The following is a 24,479-nucleotide window of genomic DNA, read 5'->3' on the forward strand; positions in this document are numbered from 1 at the left end:
GTCATAAAAACTTAACTGGGTAATTTATAATCACCCTATTCTCATCAATATCGAAATTACTGAAATCTCTTCTTAGCGAAGAGTTTCGCCATTTGATAGACATGTCTTTCAGCGGTCCGCTCTGCACAACATACGCGAGCTCGGACTCGCGCCCCCACTCTTTTCCGTCAGTCACTGCATCGGCATGAATATTACTACCCGACAGGTAGCGGTTCATAATTGTCAGACCAGGTATTCCCAAGGCTACAAAATTGAAATCATGACGAATCTGCCAAGAGCGCTCTTTGGCAAAATCGTAGCTTGAAATGAAAGTATCGTTCGCGAGCGCACTGCCAGCGGCCCCGTTAACACGCATCCAACCTGTATCTCCATAGACGCCCTGTAATCCTACATAAAACGTATTCGCGCCGGTCTTTGCAGAAAGCATCAGTGTGGCAGTCTTGTTGTCCATTTCGCCTGCCTTGGCAGAACCGGACTCATCTCCCAAGAACAGGCCAAGATTCGCACCTAGCCGCCAGTCGCCTAACTGCTGACTATGTACCGCATTAAAATACTGCTGCTTGTAGATGTCTTGCAGTTCTGCATACCAAAGGCCAACTTGAGTAGCCTGGTTATTGAACGAGTACTCACCACCGAAAAAATTGAATCGATCAGATACCGCTCCAGGCCTACCAGACATGAACATTTTTTCCATGCTGCCATCGTTTCTCGGGCTATTGCCTCGAAACTGACCAGTATAAAGTGTAACGTTTTCGATTTCTTTAGATGTGATCTGTGCGCCCCTGAATGTCTGAGGTAAAGATCGACCATCATCTGAACGCAGTACCGGAAGCGATGAGACCCACTCACCAACCTTCAGTTCTGTCTTCGATACTCGGGCTTTCACTGCAACCCCTAAACGACCGAAGTCATCGGCGGCTCTGCCGTCATCATGGACTGGAAGGAGCTGAGTGCCTGCAGTTCCACGCCCACCGTCAAGTTTTAGGGAGTAGAGCCCGAGAATATCCACACCGAAGCCCACAGGCCCTTGTGTGAAGCCTGAGCGGACATCCAAGATGAAGCTCTGCGCCCATTCTTCTGCCATGCCCTGTGGATAAGTGGGATCTACAAAATTCCTATTGTGGTAAAAATTTCGCAGATTAAGCGAAGCGCTCGTATCCTCGATCATCCCCTCGGCGTTTGCCTGGGCTCCTAAACCTAATACCGAAAGCGTTACAACTGTGCCGCCGAGCAGGCTGGATTGAAGTTTTAATTTCTGGATCGAAAGGATCTTCATTATTTTTATTTTCCTTTTTACGGGCAGACGAGAACGAAGCTGACACTTAGCAGCATTCAAAAAGTCACAAGTGGAGCACACAGTAAAGCCGCCCCCCTAAAATCATTAAGGGATCGAGTTGCTTTAAGTAATTCAGCGAGCTTTCAAGACCCTCTTGCGTCTACCAGGACCGCCATCAACAGAGCATCAACATCACCCCGGTTTACCCATGAGTGATTGGTGCCGCGCTGAATAACTACATCAAACGGCTTCATTTCAACTTCGGCTTCATCGAGCACGAGCGTGATTGAACCTTGCAGGAGAATTATGTAGTCAGTAGTAGAACTCTTGTGCATGCCCGGATCACGAGTGGTATCAGGTTGAACGTGGGCCGCATTCATTCTTGCGAACAGGTCACCCCAAGCCTTCGCCTTCTCCTCAAGACTGAGGTGAGCTGTATCTGCTTCAGGAGGGATCTGAAAGAATCTGAAAACCGTGCCCGATGCGGGAGGCTCCAAGCTATTGGACAGCTCACCGTGATCAGTGGTTGAACTGTGATCATGCGGAGCTTTTCCGGTGGTCCACAGCTCGGTGAGACCGCCGATGCAGTGAGTGGCAGGACCGTCAGAGAGGACGGTAGATCGACCGTTTGAATTATCACACGTGATGATACGTCGCACAGGTATGAGCATGGTCAGGCACTCTTATTCTTTGATTGGGCCATTTGCCGAGTAGGCCCTCAATGAGGTCTACCTTCGCCGCATACTACGAATCCTGCCTGAAAAATGCGAGGTCATAACCGGATTCAAAACGGTCATAATCGGACATCCAGACGTAGGGCGCACTACTTCGATTCCTCCCTGACCTGCCGAGGTGTCTTCCCTGTCCACCGCTTGAACGCTCGTCGAAAATTTGTACTGTCGCTGAAGCCGATTTTGGCTGCGATGTCCTCAGTGCTCATCTTAGTGGTTTGCAGATACTCCAAGGCAAGGCTGCTTCTCACGTCATCAAGAATAGCTCCGAAGTCCGTCCCTTCCGCGTCCAGCTTTCTGCGTAGAGTCCTGGTGGTCAATCGCATTTGCTGAGCGACCTGTTCCATCGTCGGAAACTGATTCGGAGTCAGCATCATCAGTTGGTAAACCTCACCCGCGAAGCCTGACGAGGTCTTCGCTTTGCCTATCAGACGGTCACACGTTTCCTGCAGCACGGTACGGGTTAGGCGATTAGCAAGCTGAGGAGCTTGGGCCAAAATCTTATGAGGGTAGTGAAGCTCCGTCACTTGATGGCCAAACTCGCATTCACACCCTAGGAACCGCTCATACCTGGCCGAATCCGAAGGAGTGGGAAATGCGAACAGAGCCTTTATAGGCCGGCACTCAGGCCCTGCCGCATCGTTCAGATGAGTGACGTGTTGAGCCATCTGCTGGCGGAGCAGAAACTGCCTCGCCTTTGGGCTCATGAGATGACTGTAAACCTCCGTGAACTCCCAAATGGCGGCATCGGCTTCTTCGCGCCAACTGATCGTCAGTGTGGGTGTGGCGAGCACGTGGTATTTCACGCCGAAGTCGAAAAAATCTCGCAGCGTTGAACTGCACATCAACGCATACCCATACATCCCGTATGCAGAGAGATGCATACGAGATCCAACCTGAAAAGCAGTTGAGGAGTCTGCCGAGGCTCGGATGACATTTTCGCAGGCCTCAATGTACTGATGAATCGAGGTCAGCGTATTTGGATCGCTGATTTGGGAGACATCGAGCTGCGTTCCCTGGAGGACGACTTCCGCAGTGATCCCTTGCTCAGCCACTGCTTCAACGAGCGTGGCGATCTTGTATGGAGCAAATATTTTCTGATTGAGGAAGACCTGATTAGGTGCAGGCATGGCAACCCTCCGTTAGCGCGAGTGTCCGGATAGGACTGGTAACTGTCCTAAAGCAACCTTACCAGCTTATCTGCACGCTCGTAGTATGACTTCAACAAGAAAGCCCGAACGGGCTCGATAAAAACGGAGTCACCATGCACAAGATTCTACAGGCCTGTGTAATCGGGGCCGGGCTCATGGGCCATGGCATTGCACAGGTTTTTGCCCAAGCCGGACATAAAGTATCGCTCTACGATCCCGATGCGGCCACCTTGGACCTCGCTCCGCAGCGAGTGGCCCATAACCTCGATCAGATGGGTATAGCCTCAGCGCCGATTCTCGCGAACATTGCCCTCTTCACAGACTTGCGGGAGGCGGTGAGCAACGCCGATATCGTCATTGAGGCTGTGCCAGAGCGGCTGGAACTGAAGCAAAAGCTCTTCGCCGATATCGCTGGCTTCGCCCCACCACACACCGTGCTGGCAAGCAACACTTCTGTCATTCCCATCACTGAAATCGGCGAGATGCTGGGCTCCGAGGCCCGAGCGCGACTGGTCGGCACACACTGGTGGAACCCTCCTCATCTCGTTCCTCTGGTAGAGGTAGTGCGTACTGAGCACACCTCACTGAGCGTATTTGAATCGACCTTCGAACTCCTCCAGAGCCTGGGTAAGTCACCGGTTAAGGTGAATCGAGACGTCGCTGGTTTCATCGGTAACAGGCTTCAACATGCAATGTGGAGGGAGGCCATCTCTCTGGTCTCCCAAGGCGTGTGTGACGCCGAGACTATCGATACGGTGGTAAAGCAAAGCTTCGGCATGAGGTTGCCCTACCTGGGCCCGATGGAGAACGCAGACTTGGTGGGGCTCCAACTGACGAAGCTAGTCCACCAAGTCATTTTCCCGGATTTATGTAACGACCAAACTCCAAATCCGCTGCTCGAAACCCTGCTGGCAAATGGGCACGAAGGAATGCGATCCGGCGAAGGACTCCGGTCATGGACAAAAGAACAAGCCGATGGGGTTCGTCAGCAATTGGCTATGCGACTCATCGAGTCAGTGGCCGCCAAGTCCCCTGGAACGTCCCAAGCTGAGTAAAAGCGATGAACAATAAGAACCGCAAAATTATCATCACCTGTGCCGTTACCGGTGCAATGCACACCCCGACCATGTCGGAATATCTGCCGATCACACCTGAACAAATCGCCCAGCAGGCTATCGATGCTGTCGAGGCTGGTGCCTCCATCGTCCACTTGCATGCTCGTGACCCCATCGATGGTCGGCCATCACCAGATCCAGCGCTGTTTGATCAATTTGTCCCGGAAATTGCTCGCCAAACGGGTGCGGTGATCAACATCACTACAGGCGGAAGCACGCGTATGACACTTGAAGAGCGTCTCGCATATCCGCTGCGGGCACGCCCTGAAATGTGCTCACTAAACATGGGATCAATGAACTTTTCGATCCATCCTATTGCTCGTAAATTCGACAACTGGAAACACGAGTGGGAAAAACCATATGTCGAGGGCATGGAAGATCTGATCTTCAGAAACACCTTCAAAGACATCAAGCACATCATGCAAGATCTGGGTGAGTCGGGCACACGCTTTGAGTTAGAGTGCTACGATGTAGGGCACCTTTACAATCTCGCGTACTTTGTTGATGAAGGTTTGATTAAGCCACCATTCTTTATCCAGTCGATTTATGGAATTCTAGGTGGCCTGGGCGCTTGCCCTGAAAACCTCACAATGATGCGTAGCGTCGCGGATCGCCTATTCGGGCGCACCAACTATGAGTTTTCGATTTTGGGGGCTGGCCGCCATCAAATGCCTCTGCTCACCATCGGCGCAATCATGGGTGGACATGTGCGGGTAGGATTGGAAGACAGTATCTACTTGGGTAAAGGGGTGAAAGCAAAGTCCAGCGCAGAGCAGGTTCAGAAAATTCGTCGAATTCTCGAAGAGCTGTCGTATGAAATCGCCACGCCAGATGAGGCTCGCCAGATCCTGGGGCTCAAGGGCGCTGCGAACGTCGGATTTTAGTTTCCACTAAGCAACACCCTTGACAGTGGAGGTTACGAAGGCTTGGTATCTAGGGAGCCTTCGAACTCCACAGGCGAGAAAGAACAATAATAATCATCGCGAGGCAATGCTATGGCTAATGTCGAAACCACCGTGGACGCTTCTGGTGGCCCCGCTTCCTCACATAAATACCTGGTCACCGAGAACTCCGTATATCGGAGGATCACATGGCGCTTGGTCCCGCTGCTTTTCTTGGCGTACCTATTAGCCTTCCTCGATAGAATCAACGTTGGGTACGCGAAACTTCAGATGAGCGCCGACCTCGGATTTTCTGAGGCCGTATATGGATTAGGCGCAGGAATCTTCTTCATCAGTTATCTGTTATTCGAAGTTCCTAGCAATATGTGGCTCGAACGAGTAGGTGTTCGAATCACTCTGCTGCGAATAATGGTGCTGTGGGGACTGGTATCAGCCTCAACGATGTTGGTGAAAACCCCTGAGCAGTTTTACTTCGTTCGGCTACTGCTGGGAGTTTGTGAGGCAGGATTCTTCCCGGGGATCATTCTCTACCTCACCTACTGGTTCCCGAGCACGCGGCGCGGGAAAGTCACTGGCCAGTTCATGTTTGCTATTCCAGTGGCCGGGATCATCGGCGGCCCACTCTCTGGCTGGATCATGCAGTCTATGAATGGTGTCAGCGGCCTCAGCGGTTGGCAGTGGATGTTCCTAATTGAGGGACTTCCTACTGTTTTGCTGGGTTGCTTCTGCTATCTCCTGCTGGCCAATCGTCCATCAGAGGCGCGCTGGTTAAGTGATGCCGAGAAGCAAGTGGTTGCTGATGCCATGGCAAAAGATTCAGATGCCTCTGTTGAGAAGGGCCATGTGGGTGCCCTATCGAAGCTGCGCCTGGCGCTGGGGGATTCGAAGGTTTGGCTACTGGCGTTCATCTATTTCACCACTGCATGCGCGAACTACACCTTCACCTTCTGGTTGCCCACAATCATTAAAAACCTGGGGGTGAATGATGTTTCCCATATAGGGGCGCTTTCGGCTATTCCTTATGTCTTCGCTGCCCTTGGAGTGCTCTTCGTCTCGGCCAGCTCGGATCGACTGAAGGAACGCCGCTGGCACGTGGGCGGCTCGTTGATCCTGGGGGCAATCGGCCTCGCTACCACACCATTCCTTAACAACTCGTTGGTGGCCACAATTGCGGTGCTGAGCTTCGTTGGCTTTTTCCAATTTGGGGCAGGGATTGCCTACTGGGCCATACCTTCGACCTATCTCAATAAAGCCACTGCGGCTGTCGGGATTGGACTAGTGAGTTCGATTGGAGTTGTTGGTGGCTTCGTCAGCCCAGCGCTGCTCGGATTTATCAAGGAGCTGACAGGCAGTCTGGATAACGGGATTTTCACCATCTCGCTTCTGATGCTTGCAGGTGGATTGGCGATTTTACTGGCGCTACCTGCGAAGGCGGTGCGAGTGGGAAGCCATCGATAGACCCTCAGGACTCGTGCAAAGTGGACTCGGTTTACGATCAACCCAGTAGCCCAGCCTAAGCACTGGAAAGGTTTACGGCCTGGCTTATCCGGTTTACCGCCACGCACGGTAGAGCAGATAGGCTGGGCCGTAATTTCTTACATCTCATCTCACGCCAGTGCAATTGGCTGTGGTCAGATTATGGGGAATGCTTTACTCATACCCCGAACGGGCCGCGCAAAAACAGATAGCGGAACGCTCACGCTTCAGTATTTTGACGGGCCTTCACGAGCCTCAGCAGCGTGCTGCGGGAAGCGCCAGTGGCCGCACAGACCTCCGACCAACTGCTACCTCGATCTAGCATCGCCAGGATTGCGGTGTTGCGCTCATGGTTCGCCGGACGGCCTTTGTAGGCCCTCTCCGCCTGAGGTTTGAGCTTGTCGCGTTCCCTAGCTTGGGCAATACCCTGAGTGGTCCTGCGGCGTCTGTCCTCATAGTCCTTGCGGGCGATGGCAGCCAACATATCCAGCATCATCGAGTTTAGAGCGTCCATCATCCTCATGGTCATCTCATCCTCCGCCTTCACCATCCTGTGGGAGGTAGGTAGGTCGAGGGCGACCACACGAACTTTGCGGCCCAGCAGCTCAGCCTTGAGGCGGTCCCAATCCCCGGCATTAAGTCGCGAAAGGCGGTCCACTTGCTCAATCAAGAGCACGTCTCCGGGATGACTATCAGCCAGCAGCCGGAATAGCTCTGGACGCTTGAGGCTAGCTCCGGATTCGTTCTCTGCGTACCAGGCTGCGATTCGCAAACCGCGCTCATGGGCGAACGCTTCGAGGTCTGTTCGGGCTCGCTGAGCATCTTGGTCTTGAGTAGAGGCGCGGAGGTAGGCGCGGATGTACATGGAACGGCTCCGGTTCGCTTTGAATGGTTCGCATAATAGCGGTTCGTTTTGATTGGTCAACCACTCATTATCGAACCAGTTCCAGAACCGACTCAGGAATGCTGGGATGTATGCGTGGCACACTATTGCAATGGCATACCGCCTCGCACGTCACCAGTGGAGCTGCTCTCAGGCAAAAAATATACTCAAATGCCTTACCGAGCCCGTCTTGGGCGTGCCTGCCAGGCTTCCTCGACTATTTCCGGATGATTGTGTTCTTGGAGGATGCGCAGTGCGTTATCAGAGAAACGCGCGTGCCGCTGGCTTCCAAACTCGAAGATCATCATGTTTGCTTGATCCTGATCCACGCCCAGCAACTCTCGCAACGCCTTGCACTTGTTCACGGTCAACCCCAAACGGTCAGCCAGGGCCATGGGGCTCATGTGATACTTCTTCTGGAGGTCCACTTCCCGGATTGCACCAGCGGCTTCAGGATCATCACCAGATACGTACCTGACTGGCGCGCCATCCTTTTTACTGAAATGAACGCGAAGCGTGGGCCCCTCACCAGTGACATTGCTGGATAGCGCCACCAGCCTTGGGAAGACTTGATCGACCTGTGTGCCGGTCCTGATGGCTTTCTCGATACGGTCTATGTCGCGCTCGGATACCTCCACTGTTTCAGTGACGTGAGCCTCCATCGCCAACAGAGTGCGAATACGCCCGCGAGCCTCATCCCTTGCACGCTTGTTAGGGGCAAGAAGTTCAGCGATGTGCCGAAACTCACGGTCCACGAGCACATCAAAACTGGGGAGGGCCGTTGTGGAAAGAGGCATCACGCGAAGGGGAAGATTGTCTGCCAGCGTATCCGCGAAATGCTGCGCTAAGACCTCATCCAGTGTCGTTATCAGCGCACGAGCGGTCACGAAAAGCGCATCCTCTGGAACGACAATCATCCAGTGCTGGGCGGCGTCTCGCATCGTGTCTATCGCCCGAATGGAGCCTGCTTGAGCGGGTGTTATGTAGCCACTCGCGGTGGACCAGTAGTGCCTTGGTTAGCATTTCACTGCTGTGTTGGAGATGCAGCAAAACCGACTCTGTGCGTCCATGGTCATCGTGGCCATTGAACACTTCCAGTCCCCGTCGAAGGGAGGCGATTGCTTTGCTCTTGAGAGTCCTAACTTCGCGCTTGAGCTTCATACGATGCGCATCCAAATGTTTGTGCACGGATGTCAGAATGATAGCTACGATTTCACGCGCCAGTTGCGCTGAAGCAGTACTCCATGGCGTCAACCTGCAAGTAGACAAGGACTGCTGACGATGGCTGATAAACTCTCACGGCGATTGCTCCTCCTGAGCCCGGTGCTACTGCTGGCAGACAATGCTTCTGCACGTGGAGGGCGGGGTGGTCGAGGTGGAAGGGGCTCCTCAGGAGGCCGTAAGGGCTCACTATCTGGAAAAGGGCTGCTTTGGCTTCTTGGTATCGGAGCTGGAATATTCGCGCTCGTGAAGCTCAATGATCGGAAGAACGCCAAAGAAGAGGCCGTAAGGCGCGCCGCTGAAGCAGCTCGCCTCGAAGCAATCGAAATAGCAAAGCCGCCGAAAGATCAGTGGGAAGCTCTCTCCCTGTGCCTACTTTGCGGTAGCCCCATGGTGACTCGAACCGCTAAGACGGGAAGGAGCAGAGGTAAGCAGTTCCTCGGCTGCACTTCCTACCCTCGGTGCTTAGGAACACGAAAGATCGAAAAAGCAGCCGCCAAGCCGAAAAGCCCTGGTCCCCACGCTAGCTGAGCTCTGTTTTCAATAGCCACTCTCGCATCACATGAAGCGAGTATCCCTTCCCGTACCGGCTGGCTACATCAGCGCTAGCCCACCCGCCGATGCTCTTTCGTATGTCCTCAGGGCACTGAATCTCACGAAGCCGATCAGCCATCGTGTGACGAAGCTCATGAGCGGTATGAGCGACACCCTGCCCCCTCAGCCACTTGGCGATGGTGGCGGAGGCACTGTTGGCATTGCATCCCTTCGCAGACGTGTATTTAGGGAAGGCAAATACTGCGCCCGGAAGTGAGCCCGCCACTGCGCGCTGGGCTGCCCACAGGGACGCCCCAACGAGCGGCACAACACGCTTGCTGTCTTTGTTCTTGAGCGAACGCCATGGGTGCTCCTGGATGACGATATGAGGCACCTCAGCGTCCAGTCTGATGTCATCGAGGGGCAGACCTACCACCTCCGCCAAACGGGCTCCAGTGTCCGCTAGCATCGCAGTAATCCAGCGCGGTTCATCGTCCTTTTCCCTGCACCTCGCTACCGTCCTTTGAAGCTCTTCCGGGGTGAATGGTTGGCGCTCTTTCGAGTCGCTGCCCTCGCCCATAATCTTAAGCTCGGCAAACGGGTTCGGTCTCGAAAGCTCATGCTCCCGTGCGTAACGAGTGAACACCGCCACGATGGTGGATAGCCTGCGGCGAACGCTGGTGGTGGCAGAGCCGCGAGCCAACTCAGCATCAACGTAAGCCCTCGCATCCGCCCGAGTGACCGACTCAAAGGGCTTGTCACCAATCACATTCATCAGTCCATCGAACACTCGCCGAGCATCTGCGGAGAACTTGGCATCGTCACGCTTGGTGTGGTTATCCAGGTAGAAGTCCAGCGCATCGCTCAGCCTTACCTCAACCCGTCCTGCCAGCAGCTTGGCCGCTTCCCGCTCAGTGGGTGAGAGGTACTCCACGGGGTTGGGTTGCGCGCGTTGATCTTCATCCTCCACTGCGTGATTTGGCCGTTTGCCGTCCAGAAAGTCGAAGAACACCTCGACGATAGAGGGGTCATTCTTCGCAGGCTGATCGGCGAGCCCCCAATCACGGAGGAGAGACACGGCGTGGGCCCTGAGAGCTTGCGGGGAGGATGTCGGTTCCGCCCGCAGGCGTTCCCACTCAGCCTCAACCTGTCGGTTCAAGCGATCCACCTCACGGCTAGCCATGAGCACATCCGCGCTCTTGAGCTTCACCTTCACGAGTTTTTTGCCGTATCGAGGCTGGAGTTCTTTCGGGATGGGCCGCTGATAGTACAGCGTCCCTTTGCGGGAGTAGGTGTAACGGAGGTTCACTTGGAGGGGGCCAAAGCTAGCTTTCATCGAGTAGTTACCACAAAGGTTACCACGCGAGAGGGGCTTTAGAGGCCGCAAACCCTTGATTTCAAAGGGTTTCATGGAGATTTCATGGTGCCGGAGACAGGAATCGAACCTGCGACCTTCGCGTTACGAGTGCGCTGCTCTACCGACTGAGCTACACCGGCGTGTAGCGCAACGTACCACTGCCGCAGCCGTTACGCAAACGCCTGTTTCCGCTGACTTATTCCCCTGCCTTTAGGCCCCTTTGCAGCCACTGGGCGCCAGGTCTTCCTCGATGTTGGTGGTGCAGCGCCAGCCGGTAGCCGAGCGCGTCAGGGTGAGGGCCTTGCCCACCACATTGGCCGGCGCGTCCACCAGGGTGCAGACGATGCTCCCGTTGCCGTCGGCAGCCTTGCCGGCAGCGGTGATCGCGCAATGTGCAGTCGCGGGCTGGCCGCCCAGTGCAGCTACATCGGCCACATCCTTCCCTTCATTCAAGCGCAGGTCCATCGCTGTTTTCAGCGCGCTGATCTCCAGCAAACCGGCAGCCGCCTTGGTGCGTGACTGGTGGTTGGTGTACATCGGGATGGCGATGGTCGCCAGGATGCCGATGATCGCGACGACGATCATCAGTTCGATCAGGGTGATACCGCGTTGCCCTTTCATGAACGGTTTCCTTTTTGATACGCGTGTTCGTTGAGGTCAGGCTCGACCCCGGCTGGCAGCGGCGCAGTAGGCCTGAACAGACACCTTTTGTCACCCCTGCCGGCCGGGGCGTCACCTTCGCTGAACTACTCTAGTGAGCATCGCCAATGCGCGCCCCTTCATGGACACGACAAGCTGTTTCCAGGCTTGTCACACGGGCAGAAAAGGACATTTGCATGAACCATTCAACACAGCTCTACGCCTGGCAGGGCATCGATGCCAATGGCGCAGAAGTGCGCGGGCAGATGGCTGGGCGCAGCCCGGCCTATGTGCGGGCCGGGCTGCAGCGCCAGGGCATTCGCGTGGCTAGTTTGCGGCCCGCGGGCGGGCTGGTATGGCGCTGGCCTGCACGTCGGGCAAAGAGCGACCCGGCGGGTTTCAGCCGGCAGTTGGCAACGTTGCTGAGGGCGGGTGTACCGCTGCTGCAGGCCTTCCAGGTGATGGGCCGCAGTGGGTGCAGCGCGGCGCAGGCGGCGTTGCTGGAACGTTTGAAACAGGATGTGGCGGCGGGGTTGGGGCTGGCGGATGCGTTGCAGCGCCACCCGCAGTGGTTCGACGGGCTTTACTGCAACCTGGTACGCGTGGGCGAGCAATCCGGCACCCTCGACCGGCAGCTTGAGCAACTGGCGGGCATGCTGGAGCAGCGCCAGGCACTGCTCAAACGGGTGCGCAAGGCGATGCTGTATCCCCTGCTGCTGTTGCTCACCGGCCTGGGCGTGTCGGCGGTGCTGTTGCTGGAAGTGATTCCGCGCTTTGAAAGTCTGTTTGCCGGCTTTGATGCTGCGTTGCCGGCGTTCACGCAATGGGTCATCGACTTGTCCACAGGGCTGGGCCGCCATGGGCCGCTGCTGTTGATAACCCTGCTTGTGGTGGCATTGGGTATGCGCCAGCTGTATCGGCAGCATGCGCCAGCACGCCTGTGGATATCTTGCCAGGTACTGCGCCTGCCGGTGTTCGGTCGGCTGCTGGGGCAAGCGGCGCTGGCCCGTTTTGCACGCAGCCTGGCTACGGCGTATGCCGCTGGGGTACCGCTGCTGGACGGGCTGGGCACCGTGGCCAGGGCCTGTGGGGGCGAGCTGCACGAGCGGGCCATTTTGCGGCTGCGCCAGGGCATGGCCAATGGGCAAGGGCTGCATCAAGCGATGGCGGCTGAGCCGTTGTTCCCGCCGCTGCTGGTGCAGCTGACGGCCATCGGTGAATCAAGCGGCACCCTGGACCAGATGCTGGAAAAAGCCGCCAGCCTTTACGAGGAACAGGTCAGCCAGGCGCTGGACCAGTTGACCAGCCTGCTGGAGCCAGCCATCGTGCTGGTCCTGGGCCTGCTGGTCGGTGGCCTGGTGGTGGCGATGTACCTGCCGATCTTCCAGTTGGGTAGTTTGATCTGAACATGACTTTATGGACTTTACTGGCCGAACAGCCGGCGTATTTCTTCACCCTGGCGACCTTGCTTGGCCTGTTGGTGGGCAGCTTCATCAATGTGGTGGCGTATCGGCTGCCGATCATGCTGGAGCGCCAATGGCAGCGTGAAGCGCAGGAGGCGCTGGGGCTGCCGACCGATGAGCATGAGCGCTTCGACCTGTGCCTGCCCGCTTCACGTTGCCCGCACTGTGGGCATGCGATCCGTGCCTGGGAAAATATTCCGGTGCTCAGTTACCTGGCCTTGCGCGGGCGCTGCTCTGCCTGCAAACAGCCTATCGGCTCACGCTACCCGCTGGTGGAGCTGGCCTGCGCCTTGCTGTCGCTGACGGTGGCCTGGCATTCCGGTGCCGCGATGGAGGCACTGGCCTTGCTGGCCTTTACCTGGAGCCTGCTGGCGCTGAGCCTTGTCGACCACGACAAGCAGATATTGCCGGATGTGCTGGTGCTGCCCACGCTGTGGCTGGGGCTGATCGTCAATGTTTTCGATACCGTGGTGCCATTGTCCGACGCCATCTGGGGCGCGGTGGCCGGTTATCTCAGCCTGTGGACAGTGTATTGGCTGTTCAAGCTGATCACCGGCAAGGAAGGCATGGGTTACGGCGACTTCAAGCTGCTGGCGCTGATCGGGGCCTGGGGCGGCTGGCAGGTAGTGCCGCTGACCTTGATGCTGTCGTCGCTGGTCGGGGCGGTGGTGGGGTTGTGCATGTTGCGCCTGCGCAGCCATTCGATGGGTACGGCGATACCTTTTGGTCCTTATCTGGCCATTGCGGGGTGGATTGCCGTGCTCTGGGGTGATGAAATATACGCCTCATACCTGCAACTGCTTGGATTCTGATGACCACTGCGCCGTTCACCCCCTGGATTCTCGGCCTCACCGGCGGCATTGGCAGCGGCAAAAGCGCCGCCGCCGAGCGCTTCGTCGAGCTTGGTGTGCACCTGGTCGATGCCGACCAGGCAGCGCGTTGGGTCGTGGAGCCCGGCCGCCCGGCCTTGGCCAGCATTGTCGAGCGCTTTGGCCCGGGCGTGCTGCTGGAGGACGGCCAGCTCGATCGCACAGCATTGCGCCAGTTGATCTTCGCCGACCCGGCCCAGCGCAAATGGCTTGAACAGCTGCTGCACCCGCTGATCGGGCAGGAGATATTCAGCTACCTGGCCAAGGCTGAGTCGCCGTATGCGGTGTATGTGTCGCCGCTGCTGATCGAGTCTGGCCAGTACCAGAAAACCCAGCGAGTGCTGGTGATCGATGCACCGCAAGCGCTGCAGGTTGCGCGCACCTTGCAGCGGGACAACACCAGCCCCGAGCAGGTACAAGCCATCCTCAAGGCTCAGTTGGCCCGCGAAGAGCGCTTGCGCCATGCCGATGATGTGGTGGTCAACGACAGTGACCTTGCCGCGCTGCATGCGCAGATCGACCATCTGCACCACTTTTACCTGACTTTACGAGGAGGCCAGCCATGAGCCAGCCATTGACCGTCGATTGCCCTACCTGTGGCGCACCTGTGGAATGGGACGCGAAGAACGCGTTCCGGCCGTTCTGCTCTGACCGTTGCAAGTTGATCGACCTGGGCGCCTGGGCGGCTGAGGAGCATAAGATTGCGGGGTCGCAAGAGTCCGAGGATGAGTTGTATTCGGGGGACCTGGAGCCGCGCCACTAAGGCGCTGCATCGGGACCTGTAGGCGCGGCCTTGTGTCGCGAAAGGGCTGCGCAGCGGCCCTCGATGTTTCGGTATTGATGCAACAATTGCTGGGGCCGCTCTGCGGCCCTTTCGCGACACAAGGCCGCTGCTACTCGTCCTTCCACGGCGCCTGCAGGTACCGCGTGCGGTTAAATGTCTCCAGCCACTCCGGGCAGAACACCACCAGCGCACTGACCACCATGCCGTTGATGAACGCCTCCGGGAACATCATCAGCCACAGGTAGCCGACAAAGTCGCTGAGCCACTCCGGCATGGCGAAACGCCGGTCCAGCCACAGCAGCCCCAACCCGGCCAGCAGGCACACCAGCACGGTCAGTGCTGCGGGAAAGAACCCCGAGCAGAAGATGTAAACGAAGAGGTTACGCGGCTGCGCCCGCTCGACCAGGATGGCGCACACCTCGGTGATCAGCACCGGCAGGCCGATCAGCAGCAGGCCGTTGATACCAAGCGCTGCCAGGTCCTGGCGCCCCAGCGCCAACAAGCCGAGCTGGGCCAGAAACCCGCCAAGCACCGCCAGCGGCCAGTCCAGCAACAACGTCACGGCGGTCATGCCGATGAAGTGGTACGACACACCGGTGTCGAAGTCGCGCCTGACCAGCCAGAGTGCAAACAGGCAGAACACCGTACCGAACAGCAGGTGCTGCCGGCGGCTGTCGGCGAACAGTTCCAGCCAGCGGGTGCGGTTGGCCGCCCACAGCAGCAAAGGGACGAACCCTACCCAACCGAGCGTGAGGCTGGTGCTGGACAAGACTTGCGCGCTGATCACTTGACGAATGCCCCTGTCGAGACTGTGGACATACCTGAGTCTACACCCATTCAAAAACAGCATCTTATCGTCATGGTTTAGCGTCTAAGCTGTGAGCATGGATGACTCAGACTACCTGCGCCTGCTCACCATCCAGGCCGAACAAGCCAATGCATTCCTCTCCAATGCTCGCAAATGGGAGCGGGAGCGTTGGGTATGCCAGCGCCTGCTGCAGGGGCTGAACATCCCCTATCGCAGTGAAGATTTCACCCCGGCCGGCCAGGAGCCGCCCGACGTGCTGTTCCGCGATGCGTCGTTCGAGGTGTTTTTTGTGCTCGACGAAGGCCGCCGGCTCAATGATGAGTGGCGCGAAGAGCTGCAGCGAAGGCGCAGCGCCTTTTCACTGGCCCAGCTGGTGCGGCGCGAGGCGCGGCCCAGGCGTATCGCCGCCACCGAGCTGCTGGCGCGGCTGGCGCCCACCTTGCGCAAAAAGGCGCACAACTATCGTGAACGCGGCCTGGACCTGAGCGAGCTGGACATCATCGCCTTCGCCAGCCTCAAGCGTGAAGTGCTCGACCTCAACACCCACTTCCCGCCGCCCACCGAGTACCTGCGCCAGGGTTGGCGCTCGCTGTCGCTGGTGGGGCCGACCTTTGCCCGGGTGCTGTTCGCCCACCCCGATGCCCCGGACTTTCTGCGCGGCAACCTGGGGCGCAGCATCGTGTTCGACGTGGGCATCAGTCTTTGATCCAGTGCCGAGAGTCTTTGCGATGGCGTACACTCGGCGCCAGGGATAGAAAGCTTTATCATTTGTCTCAAGTACTTGCCGGAACGCTGTAGCGTTCAGGCAGTCACATACGTCTACCTGACGAGGCCCACCATGACCAGCCGACTGAATCCGGAAGATCAGCGTCGTGTCGATGAGTATCTGCGAGCCCCTCAGCACCAAGTCGAGCGCAAGCCATTCCGGCCGTGGCTGCTCCTTGTGCTGGTGGTTGCCGTGACCATCGGGCTGGGCCTCATCAGCCGCCTGTTGAGTGGACTGGTGCTATGAGCTGCCTCGCGCTCGCCCTCCCCTCATGCAGTTTGCGGCCGGCCCGTGGGGCCACGAATTCCGTAAACCTTATGAGATATCCCCATGACTCATCGCATCGTGATTGTCGGCGGCGGCGCCGGCGGCCTGGAACTGGCGACCCGCCTGGGTAAAACCCTCGGCAAGCGCAAGCAGGCCGAGATCACCCTGGTCGACGCCAACCTCACGCACATCTGGAAGCCGCTGCTGCACGAAGTGGCCGCCGGCTCGCTCAACTCCTCGGAAGACGAACTGAACTACGTGGCCCAGGCCAAGTGGAACCACTTCAACTTCCAGCTGGGGCGCATGAGCGGCCTGGACCGTGAAGGCAAACAGATCCAGCTGGCCGCCACCCTTGATGAAGAGGGCCGCGAGCTGGTGCCTGCGCGAACCTTGCGCTATGACACCCTGGTCATTGCCGTGGGCAGCAACACCAACGACTTCGGTACCCTTGGCGCCGCGCAGCACTGCCTGTTCCTAGATACCCGCAAGCAGGCCGAGCGTTTCCACCAGCAACTGCTCAACCACTACCTGCGTGCCCATGCGGGTGACCAGGCTAGCGAGAAAATCAGCGTGGCGATTGTCGGCGCCGGTGCCACCGGTGTGGAGCTGGCGGCCGAACTGCACCACGCAGCGCACGAACTGGCGGCTTATGGCCTGGACCGTATCCAGCCAAAGGACATGCACATCACCGTGATCGAGGCAGGCCCGCGCGTGCTGCCTGCGCTGCCAGAGCGCATCAGCGTCCCGGTGCACAAGACCCTGGAAAAGCTCGGCGTGACGGTGATGACCAACGCTGCCGTCAGCGAAGTGACCGCCGATGGCCTGAAGACCGCCAACGGCGAAGTGATCCAGGCCAGCCTCAAGGTGTGGGCGGCCGGTATTCGTGCGCCGGGCTTCCTCAAGGATATCGACGGCCTGGAAACCAACCGTATCAACCAGCTGGTGGTGCGCCCTACCCTGCAAACCACCCGCGACGATGACATCTTCGCCTTCGGTGACTGTGCAGCCTGCCCGCAACCGGGCAGCGACCGCAACGTGCCGCCACGCGCCCAGGCAGCGCACCAGCAGGCCGAGATGCTGGCCAAGAGCCTGAAAGCGCGCCTGGAGAACAAGCCGCTGCCGACCTATGCCTACAAGGATTACGGTTCGCTGGTGTCGCTGTCGCGCTTCTCGGCGGTGGGTAACCTGATGGGCAACCTGATGGGTAGCGTGAAGCTGGAAGGCTGGCTGGCGCGGATGTTTTATGTGTCGCTTTATCGCATGCACCAGATGGCGCTGTACGGGTTCTTCCGCACGGCGATGATGATGCTGGGTAGCAAGATTGGGCGGGGCACTGAGCCGCGACTGAAGCTGCACTGACCTGCGCGCTAGAGGCTTGGGGTGCAGCTTGTCTGCACTGGCCTCATCGCCGGCAAGCCGGCTCCCACAGGGGATGCACAGCTCTCAAGGCTTGTGAAACACCTGTGGCTTGCCGGCGATTGGGCCAAATGCCCACATACCAGGCATGGCCTGTGCGATGACGAATGAATAAAGAAGATTTGCACCGCTCGGTGCATTTTTTTTGCGCGAGATAAAATCGAGACAAAAGAAAAAGGGCATCTCAGTCGAGATGCCCTTTTTACATGGTGGGTCGTGTAGGATTCGAACCTACGACCAATTGGTTAAAAGCCAACTGCTCTACCAACTGAGCTAACGACCCTGAAAATGGTCGGGGTGAGGGGATTCGAACTCCTGACATCCTGCTCCCAAAGCAGGCGCGCTACCGGACTGCGCTACACCCCGAGATTGGCTCCGCGACCTGGACTCGAACCAGGGACCCAATGATTAACAGTCATTTGCTCTACCGACTGAGCTATCGCGGAACTGAACTTCGGTACATCTTCACAGCTTCGAAGTCTGTGTTAGCTTCGATCTCTTTGGCTATCCGCTTTCGCGTTGTCGCTGCTGAGGCCGGCTATTCTACATTCTTCGTTTTGCTTGTCAACCACTTTTTTTCATTCAACTTACTGATTTCTAAGTTGTTTTGCGGTCACCGATGTTGCTGGTGATTCGCTTAGTGCCTGACAACGCGGCGTATATTAGGGGCACTCTAATTTCTGTGCAAGCGTTTTTTTCAAAAATTTCAGCAAGTTATGGAAAAAACTGGCGAGCCCCCGATTTTGCTGGGTTTGGCCGGGGCTGTCCGCCGGCAAGCCGCCCCCCACAGGGTTCCACGTTGGCTGCCGAAACGCTGCGGCCAATAAAAAAGCCCCGCAGGTGCGGGGCTAGTTTTTGCAGCGAAGGGATCAGGCGAACACGATTTCTTCGCCTTGCACCTTGGCAGTGATCGCCGAACCCGGCATGAATTTGCCGGCCAGGATCATTTGCGCCAGCGGGTTCTCGATCCAGCGCTGGATCGCACGCTTCAGCGGACGGGCGCCATAGACCGGGTCGTAACCCACCGCGATCAGCTTGTCCAACGCCTCCGGGCTCAGGCTCAAGGCCAGCTCGCGCTCGCTCAGGCGGCTGCGCAGGCGACCAAGCTGGATCTCGGTGATGCCGGCGATCTGCTCGCGGCCCAAGGGCTCGAACACCACCACTTCGTCGATCCGGTTGACGAACTCCGGACGGAAGTGCGCACCCACCGCATCCATCACTGCCGCACGCTGCGCTTCGCGATCACCGGCCAGCTCCTGGATCTGCGCCGAGCCCAGGTTGGAGGTCATCACGATCACCGTGTTGCGGAAGTCCACCGTACGGCCATGGCTGTCGGTCAGGCGGCCATCCTCGAGCACCTGCAGCAGCACGTTGAACACATCCGGGTGGGCTTTCTCCACTTCATCCAGCAGCACCACCGAGTATGGCTTGCGCCGTACCGCTTCGGTCAGGTAACCGCCCTCTTCATAACCTACATAGCCTGGTGGGGCGCCGATCAAGCGAGCCACGGAGTGTTTCTCCATGAACTCGGACATGTCGATCCGCACCATGGCCTCTTCGGTGTCGAACAGGAATTCGGCCAGGGCCTTGCACAGCTCGGTCTTGCCCACACCGGTCGGGCCTAGGAACATGAACGAACCACTTGGCCGGTTCGGGTCGGAAAGGCCTGCACGCGAGCGGCGTACCGCGTTGGCTACGGCGGTCACCGCCTCGTGCTGGCCGATTACGCGCTGGTGCAGCAGGTCTTCCATTTTCAGCAGTTTTTCGCGCTCGCCTTCCAGCATCTTGGCCACCGGGATGCCGGTCCACTTGGACACTACTTCGGCAATCTCTTCCTCGGTCACCTTGTTGCGCAGCAGCTGGTTTTCGGTCTTGCCATGCTGGTCGACCATCTGCAGGCTGCGCTCTAGGTCCGGGATAACCCCGTACTGCAGTTCGGCCATGCGGTTCAGGTCGCCTTTGCGACGGGCCGCTTCCAGCTCCTGGCGGGCTTGCTCGATCTTTTGCTGGATCTGCGCCGAGCCCTGCACTTCTGCCTTCTCGGACGCCCAGATTTCTTCGAGGTCGGAATACTCACGCTCCAGGCGCTCGATTTCCTCGGTCAGCTTCTCCAGGCGCTTCTTGGCTGCTTCGTCTTCTTCTTTCTTCAGCGCCTGGGATTCCACCTTCAGCTGGATCAGGCGACGGTCGAGGCGGTCGAGCACTTCCGGTTTGGAGTCGATCTCCATGCGGATACGGCTGGCCGCTTCGTCGATCAGGTCGATGGCCTTGTCCGGCAGCTGGCGGTCGGTGATGTAGCGGTGGCTGAGCTTGGCCGCAGCAATGATCGCGCCGTCGGTGATGGCCACCTTGTGGTGCACTTCATAGCGCTCTTTGAGGCCACGCAGGATGGCGATGGTGTCTTCCTCGCTCGGCTCCTCCACCAGTACCTTCTGGAAGCGTCGCTCCAGGGCGGCGTCCTTCTCGATGAACTGGCGGTATTCGTTGAGCGTGGTGGCACCGACGCAATGCAGTTCGCCACGAGCCAGCGCCGGCTTGAGCATGTTGCCGGCGTCCATGGCGCCTTCGCCTTTACCGGCACCGACCATGGTATGCAGCTCGTCGATGAACAGGATGATCTGGCCTTCCTGCTTGGACAGCTCGTTGAGCAACGACTTGAGGCGCTCTTCGAACTCACCGCGGTACTTGGCACCGGCGATCAGCGCGCCCATGTCCAGCGCCAGCAGGCGCTTGCCCTTGAGGCCGTCCGGCACTTCACCGTTGATGATGCGCTGGGCCAGGCCTTCGGCGATGGCAGTCTTGCCCACGCCGGGTTCGCCGATCAGCACGGGGTTGTTCTTGGTACGGCGCTGCAGCACCTGCACGGTGCGGCGTATCTCGTCGTCACGGCCGATGACCGGGTCCAGCTTGCCCTCTTCGGCACGCTTGGTCAGGTCTACGGTGTACTTGTCCAGCGCCTGGCGCGACTCTTCGGCATTGGCGTCATTCACCGCCGCGCCGCCGCGCAGGTTGTTGATGGCGTTTTCCAGGGCCTTCTTGCTCACGCCCTGGCTGAGCAGCAGCTTGCCGAGCTTGCTGTTCTCATCCATGGCGGCGAGCAGCACCAGCTCGCTGGAAATGAACTGGTCGCCCTTCTGCTGGGCCAGGCGGTCGGCCTGGTTGAGCAGGCGCGCCAAGTCCTGCGACATGTTCACATCGCCGGTGGGGTTCTGGATTTTCGGCAGCTGGTCGAGTTCTTTTACCAGTGTCTGGCGCAGGTTGTTGATGTCGAAGCCGACCTGCATGAGCAGTGGCTTGATCGAACCACCTTGCTGCTCGATCAACGCCTGCAACAGGTGCAGGGGTTCGATGGCAGGGTGGTCCATGCCAACGGCCAGGGACTGGGCATCGGATATCGCTAATTGAAGCTTGCTGGTCAAACGGTCTATTCGCATGGGGATACCTTCCTGTAAGGGCAGGTCGGAGCGATGGACAGCGCCTTTGATGAAGAAACCTGCCTGAGATGACCTTATAGATAAGGGTGATTCTGGAGGTTTCAAGCGTAGCGGGGTTGACTAAAGTCAGCTTTATGGATTAGCGGTGCCCCAATCGCCGGCTTGCCGGCGATGAGGCCGGGACTGTCAGCGAGGATCCAGCCAGACCAAAGAAGCAAACCGCCCACCCTGTGGGGTGCGGCGATAGGAGAAAAACCGCTCATCGCTGACGGTGCAAAAGCCACCGCCATAAACAGCTGTCACACCGCGCGCCGCCAGGCGAATGCGCGCCAGCGCATAGATGTCGGCCATCAGCTTGCCCGGCCGCTCGCCCTCGACAAAGGCCTTGGCAGCCTCCGGGTGCACAGCGGTGAAGGCATCCCGCACTTCCAGGCCCACTTCGAATGCCTGCGGGCCGATGGCAGGCCCCAACCACACCAGCACCTCTTCAGGCGGCAATGCCAGGCGCTCCAGCGTGGTTTCCAGCACGCCACCGGCCAGCCCGCGCCAGCCCGCATGTGCGGCAGCCACACGGGTGCCCGCGCGGTCGCAGAACAGCACGGGCAGGCAGTCGGCAGTCATTACGGTACAGGCAATGCCTGGCTGGTCGGTCCAGCTGGCGTCGGCTTCGGCGACCACCGATGGGTCGGCATCCGCCACGATCAGGCCATGCACCTGCTTGAGCCAGGCGGGCTGAATGGCAAATTCGTCGCTCAGGCGGCGGCGGTTCTCGGCGACCGCAAGCGGGTCGTCGCCCACGTGGTCACCGAGGTTGAAGGATTCATAGGGCGGCAGGCTAATGCCACCCTGGCGGGTGGTGACACAGGCGCGAACCGAGGCCGGGGCCGGCCAGTCGGGGAACAGCAGCGCCTGCGTCAAGCCACTCATCCGATAAACGCCTCGCGGTCCTGGTTCAGCAGCGACAGCAACCAGACGAAGTCATCCGGCAGTTCCGACGCCCACTCCATGCGCTCACCGGTAGTGGGGTGGTCCAGCGCCAGGAAGCGTGCGTGCAGGGCCTGGCGCGGGAAGGTCTTGACCGCCTCGACCATGGTCGGGCTGGCTGCCGGCGGGATGCGGAAGCGGCCGCCGTAGGTCTGGTCGCCGACCAGCGGGAAACCGACATGGGCCATGTGCACACGGATCTGGTGAGTACGGCCGGTTTCCAGCTTGACCCGCACGTGGGTGTGCGAACGGAAGCGCTTGAGCACACGGTAGTGGCTGACCGCCGGCTTGCCGCCTTCGGTCACTGCCATGCGCTGGCGTGCGCCACCGTGACGGCCGATCGGGGCGTTGATCTTGCCGCCGGCAGTCACCACGCCGATCACGATGCACTCGTAGATCCGGCTGACCGTACGGCTCTGCAGCTGCTCGACCAGCTTGGTCTGCGCCTGCAGGGTCTTGGCCACGACCATCAGGCCGGTGGTGTCTTTGTCCAGGCGATGGACAATGCCAGCGCGCGGTACGTTGACGATATCCGGCACATGGTGCAGCAAGGCGTTGAGCAATGTGCCACTGGCGTGCCCGGCAGCCGGGTGCACGACCAGCCCGGCCGGCTTGTTGATCACCATGATCTGGTCGTCTTCGTAGACGATGTCCAGCTCGATGTCTTCGGCGATCCACTCGCCCTGGGCCTCTTGCTCGGCCTCAAGTGCAAGCATGGAGCCACCATGGACGGTGTCTCGAGGGCGCACGACGGCACCATCGACCGTCAGGCGGCCCTCTTTGATCCACGAAGTAAGCCGCGAACGCGAGTACTCGGCGAACAATTGGGCGGCGACCTGGTCGAGGCGTTGACCGCCCAGTTCGGACGGTACCTCTGCGCTAAGTTGAATGATCTCGGACATGCTCGATTCGGCGGGCGCACAGCCTTTGGTTTCGGCTGCGAGCTTGTGGTTAAATACGGCTTCTTTTGTCCCGGGGTTGGCCGGGGCGCTCATCATAACAGGACGGCACCGCCCAAGACAGCGGCCGTCAAAGGGACGCAAGCCGCTATGCAAGTGAAACACCTGCTGCTGATCGCCATCCTCGGGCTTACCGCGGCCTGTTCCTCTAATAAAGAGGTCATTGACGAGAACCTCAGCGAGGCCGAGCTGTATCAGCAGGCCCAGGCTGATCTGGACAACTCCAGCTACAACAGCGCCGTGAACAAGCTCAAGGCCCTGGAGTCGCGCTACCCGTTCGGCCGTTACGCCGACCAGGCGCAGCTCGAGCTGATCTACGCCAACTACAAGAATTCCGAGCCCGAGGCTGCCAAGTCGGCTGCCGAGCGCTTCATCCGCCTGCACCCGCAGCACCCGAACGTCGACTACGCCTACTACCTCAAGGGCCTGACCTCGTTTGACCAGGACCGCGGCCTGGTGGCGCGCTTCCTGCCGCTGGACATGACCAAGCGTGACCCGGGTGCCGCCCGCGACTCGTACAACGAATTCGCCCAGCTGACCAGCCGCTTCCCCAACAGCCGCTACGCCCCGGACGCCAAGCAGCGCATGATCTACCTGCGCAACCTGCTGGCGTCTTATGAAATCCACGTGGCCGACTACTACCTGAGCCGCCAGGCTTACGTGGCCGCCGCCAACCGTGGCCGCTACGTGGTGGAAAACTTCCAGGAAACCCCATCGGTCGGCGACGGTCTGGCCGTGATGGTCGAGGCGTACCAAAAGATGCACCTGGACGATCTGGCCGCCACCAGCCTGGAAACCCTCAAGCTCAACTACCCTGACCACCCGAGCCTGGTCGATGGCGAGTTCCAGCCCAAGCAGACCGAGTCTGACGGCCGCGGCTGGCTGTCCAAGGCCACCCTGGGCCTGATCGAAACCGACGCGCCACTGCCACCGGGTGAAACCCGCGCCAACCAGGACGTGGTCCGCCAGTTCCAGGATGCCCGCGCCGAGATGCCGCAGGACTTGCTGCCCAAAGATGAAAACGGCGACCCGATCCTGCCGGAAGGTCCGAAAGAAGCCGAGAAAGACCGCTCCTGGTTCAGCTACATGACCTTTGGTCTGTTCGACTGATTCAACGGGGTGCGAGAAAGGGAGACTGAGGTCTCCCTTTTTTATTGGCCTCGTCCTAGACTGTCGCCTCAATCAATAGACAAGCTGGACACCATGGTTCGCCTACTTTTCTGGATCGCCCTGATCGCCGCCGCGTTCTGGCTGTGGCGCAAATTCAAGATCAGCCAGCAGTCGCCGTCCGAGCCGAAACTCGACGACCCGCTGAAGATGGTGCGCTGCGCCCACTGCGGCGTGCACCTGCCCAATGATCGGGCGCTGCAGCAAGGCAGTCAGTGGTATTGCAGCCAGGCGCACCTTCAGCAAGGGCCTGGCCAGCAAGACTGAGCCAATACCT

At 58.8% G+C, this 24,479-nt stretch carries 24 protein-coding genes and 4 tRNA genes; 13 read left to right on the forward strand and 15 right to left on the reverse strand.

Annotation, left to right across the window (positions count from 1 at the left end):
- Position 1: 1 nt before the first annotated feature.
- The 3 genes from JET17_RS23035 to JET17_RS23045 all read right to left on the reverse strand — a co-directional run bounded on the left by JET17_RS23035 (position 2) and on the right by JET17_RS23045 (position 3,137).
- On the reverse strand, positions 2 to 1,276 hold the full coding sequence (locus tag JET17_RS23035) for an OprD family porin (protein ID WP_012316328.1): 1,275 nt from the start codon (positions 1,274 to 1,276) through the stop codon (positions 2 to 4).
- A gap of 143 nt (positions 1,277 to 1,419) precedes the next feature.
- Positions 1,420 to 1,947 (reverse strand): cupin domain-containing protein, encoded by a 528-nt coding sequence (locus JET17_RS23040; protein WP_012316329.1) that lies wholly within the window; start codon positions 1,945 to 1,947, stop codon positions 1,420 to 1,422.
- Between the two features lie 152 nt (positions 1,948 to 2,099).
- Positions 2,100 to 3,137: an AraC family transcriptional regulator gene (locus tag JET17_RS23045; RefSeq protein ID WP_012316330.1), complete on the reverse strand. Its 1,038-nt coding sequence runs from the start codon at positions 3,135 to 3,137 to the stop codon at positions 2,100 to 2,102.
- Between the two features lie 134 nt (positions 3,138 to 3,271).
- Here JET17_RS23045 and JET17_RS23050 point away from each other — a divergent pair, with 134 nt between their 5' ends.
- The 3 genes from JET17_RS23050 to JET17_RS23060 all read left to right on the forward strand — a co-directional run bounded on the left by JET17_RS23050 (position 3,272) and on the right by JET17_RS23060 (position 6,633).
- Positions 3,272 to 4,213, forward strand: a complete 942-nt coding sequence (locus tag JET17_RS23050; RefSeq protein ID WP_012316331.1) for a 3-hydroxyacyl-CoA dehydrogenase family protein — start codon at positions 3,272 to 3,274, stop codon at positions 4,211 to 4,213.
- A 5-nt stretch (positions 4,214 to 4,218) separates the two neighbouring features.
- Positions 4,219 to 5,157, forward strand: a complete 939-nt coding sequence (locus tag JET17_RS23055) for a 3-keto-5-aminohexanoate cleavage protein (RefSeq protein WP_012316332.1) — start codon at positions 4,219 to 4,221, stop codon at positions 5,155 to 5,157.
- A 111-nt stretch (positions 5,158 to 5,268) separates the two neighbouring features.
- The gene (locus JET17_RS23060) at positions 5,269 to 6,633 is read left to right on the forward strand and encodes an MFS transporter (protein WP_012316333.1); all 1,365 of its coding nucleotides are present in this window, start codon (positions 5,269 to 5,271) and stop codon (positions 6,631 to 6,633) included.
- 238 nt (positions 6,634 to 6,871) lie between these two features.
- On the opposite strand, the gene JET17_RS23065 is transcribed toward JET17_RS23060, so the two are convergent.
- Entirely contained in the window at positions 6,872 to 7,516 is a 645-nt protein-coding gene (locus tag JET17_RS23065; RefSeq protein WP_012316334.1) for a recombinase family protein, read from the reverse strand.
- A 194-nt stretch (positions 7,517 to 7,710) separates the two neighbouring features.
- Positions 7,711 to 8,475, reverse strand: coding sequence for a hypothetical protein (locus tag JET17_RS23070; protein ID WP_012316335.1), 765 nt, complete (start codon positions 8,473 to 8,475; stop codon positions 7,711 to 7,713).
- A 340-nt stretch (positions 8,476 to 8,815) separates the two neighbouring features.
- Between JET17_RS23070 and JET17_RS27895 the strand changes: the two genes are divergently transcribed.
- Positions 8,816 to 9,286, forward strand: coding sequence for a topoisomerase DNA-binding C4 zinc finger domain-containing protein (locus JET17_RS27895; protein ID WP_080516498.1), 471 nt, complete (start codon positions 8,816 to 8,818; stop codon positions 9,284 to 9,286).
- Here JET17_RS27895 and JET17_RS23080 read toward each other — a convergent pair.
- The 3 genes from JET17_RS23080 to JET17_RS23090 form a co-directional block, all read right to left on the reverse strand.
- Positions 9,279 to 10,700, reverse strand: a complete 1,422-nt coding sequence (locus JET17_RS23080; RefSeq protein ID WP_012316336.1) for a tyrosine-type recombinase/integrase — start codon at positions 10,698 to 10,700, stop codon at positions 9,279 to 9,281. The two genes, JET17_RS27895 and JET17_RS23080, sit on opposite strands and share 8 nt — an antisense overlap.
- Before the next feature lie 10 nt (positions 10,701 to 10,710).
- Positions 10,711 to 10,786 (reverse strand) — tRNA-Thr (locus JET17_RS23085).
- Between the two features lie 70 nt (positions 10,787 to 10,856).
- Entirely contained in the window at positions 10,857 to 11,267 is a 411-nt protein-coding gene (locus JET17_RS23090; RefSeq protein WP_012316337.1) for a pilin, read from the reverse strand.
- A gap of 215 nt (positions 11,268 to 11,482) precedes the next feature.
- Here JET17_RS23090 and JET17_RS23095 point away from each other — a divergent pair, with 215 nt between their 5' ends.
- From JET17_RS23095 to yacG, 4 genes are read left to right on the forward strand one after another with little or no spacing between them, the layout of a single operon-like run.
- On the forward strand, positions 11,483 to 12,691 hold the full coding sequence (locus tag JET17_RS23095; RefSeq protein WP_012316338.1) for a type II secretion system F family protein: 1,209 nt from the start codon (positions 11,483 to 11,485) through the stop codon (positions 12,689 to 12,691).
- 2 nt (positions 12,692 to 12,693) lie between these two features.
- Positions 12,694 to 13,560, forward strand: a complete 867-nt coding sequence (locus tag JET17_RS23100) for a prepilin peptidase (RefSeq protein ID WP_012316339.1) — start codon at positions 12,694 to 12,696, stop codon at positions 13,558 to 13,560.
- Positions 13,560 to 14,183 (forward strand): dephospho-CoA kinase, encoded by a 624-nt coding sequence (gene coaE, locus JET17_RS23105; protein ID WP_012316340.1) that lies wholly within the window; start codon positions 13,560 to 13,562, stop codon positions 14,181 to 14,183. Before JET17_RS23100 ends, coaE begins: the two co-directional genes overlap by 1 nt.
- Entirely contained in the window at positions 14,180 to 14,380 is a 201-nt protein-coding gene (gene yacG, locus JET17_RS23110) for a DNA gyrase inhibitor YacG (protein ID WP_012316341.1), read from the forward strand. Before coaE ends, yacG begins: the two co-directional genes overlap by 4 nt.
- Positions 14,381 to 14,510: 130 nt before the next feature.
- Here the strand turns inward: yacG and JET17_RS23115 are convergent, their stop codons facing one another.
- Positions 14,511 to 15,251 carry an energy-coupling factor ABC transporter permease gene (locus JET17_RS23115; RefSeq protein WP_012316342.1) on the reverse strand — a complete coding sequence of 247 codons (741 nt, stop codon included), beginning with the start codon at positions 15,249 to 15,251 and terminating at the stop codon, positions 14,511 to 14,513.
- Positions 15,252 to 15,285: 34 nt separating this feature from the next.
- Between JET17_RS23115 and JET17_RS23120 the strand changes: the two genes are divergently transcribed.
- The 3 genes from JET17_RS23120 to JET17_RS23130 all read left to right on the forward strand — a co-directional run bounded on the left by JET17_RS23120 (position 15,286) and on the right by JET17_RS23130 (position 17,601).
- Positions 15,286 to 15,915, forward strand: a complete 630-nt coding sequence (locus JET17_RS23120) for a DUF1780 domain-containing protein (protein WP_012316343.1) — start codon at positions 15,286 to 15,288, stop codon at positions 15,913 to 15,915.
- A 132-nt stretch (positions 15,916 to 16,047) separates the two neighbouring features.
- Positions 16,048 to 16,221, forward strand: a complete 174-nt coding sequence (locus JET17_RS23125) for a DUF3094 domain-containing protein (RefSeq protein WP_012316344.1) — start codon at positions 16,048 to 16,050, stop codon at positions 16,219 to 16,221.
- A gap of 84 nt (positions 16,222 to 16,305) precedes the next feature.
- Complete coding sequence (locus JET17_RS23130) at positions 16,306 to 17,601, forward strand: NAD(P)/FAD-dependent oxidoreductase (RefSeq protein ID WP_012316345.1); 1,296 nt, start codon at positions 16,306 to 16,308, stop codon at positions 17,599 to 17,601.
- 264 nt (positions 17,602 to 17,865) lie between these two features.
- Here JET17_RS23130 and JET17_RS23135 read toward each other — a convergent pair.
- The 6 genes from JET17_RS23135 to rluD form a co-directional block, all read right to left on the reverse strand.
- Positions 17,866 to 17,941: transfer RNA gene (locus JET17_RS23135), tRNA-Lys, on the reverse strand.
- A 6-nt stretch (positions 17,942 to 17,947) separates the two neighbouring features.
- Positions 17,948 to 18,024 (reverse strand) — tRNA-Pro (locus tag JET17_RS23140).
- 4 nt (positions 18,025 to 18,028) lie between these two features.
- A tRNA-Asn gene (locus JET17_RS23145) sits at positions 18,029 to 18,104 on the reverse strand.
- Positions 18,105 to 18,527: 423 nt separating this feature from the next.
- Positions 18,528 to 21,092 carry an ATP-dependent chaperone ClpB gene (clpB, locus tag JET17_RS23150; RefSeq protein ID WP_012316346.1) on the reverse strand — a complete coding sequence of 855 codons (2,565 nt, stop codon included), beginning with the start codon at positions 21,090 to 21,092 and terminating at the stop codon, positions 18,528 to 18,530.
- 186 nt (positions 21,093 to 21,278) lie between these two features.
- Positions 21,279 to 22,019: a peptidoglycan editing factor PgeF gene (gene pgeF / locus JET17_RS23155; protein WP_012316347.1), complete on the reverse strand. Its 741-nt coding sequence runs from the start codon at positions 22,017 to 22,019 to the stop codon at positions 21,279 to 21,281.
- Positions 22,016 to 22,978: a 23S rRNA pseudouridine(1911/1915/1917) synthase RluD gene (gene rluD, locus JET17_RS23160; protein ID WP_039602973.1), complete on the reverse strand. Its 963-nt coding sequence runs from the start codon at positions 22,976 to 22,978 to the stop codon at positions 22,016 to 22,018. Before rluD ends, pgeF begins: the two co-directional genes overlap by 4 nt.
- Before the next feature lie 147 nt (positions 22,979 to 23,125).
- Between rluD and JET17_RS23165 the strand changes: the two genes are divergently transcribed.
- Together JET17_RS23165 and JET17_RS23170 are read left to right on the forward strand one after the other, a co-directional pair.
- Positions 23,126 to 24,145 (forward strand): outer membrane protein assembly factor BamD, encoded by a 1,020-nt coding sequence (locus JET17_RS23165; protein WP_012316349.1) that lies wholly within the window; start codon positions 23,126 to 23,128, stop codon positions 24,143 to 24,145.
- 93 nt (positions 24,146 to 24,238) lie between these two features.
- Entirely contained in the window at positions 24,239 to 24,469 is a 231-nt protein-coding gene (locus JET17_RS23170) for a PP0621 family protein (RefSeq protein ID WP_012316350.1), read from the forward strand.
- The last annotated feature ends 10 nt before the right edge of the window (positions 24,470 to 24,479 follow it).

The organism is Pseudomonas putida, from assembly GCF_016406145.1.
GTDB lineage: Bacteria > Pseudomonadota > Gammaproteobacteria > Pseudomonadales > Pseudomonadaceae > Aquipseudomonas > Aquipseudomonas putida_E.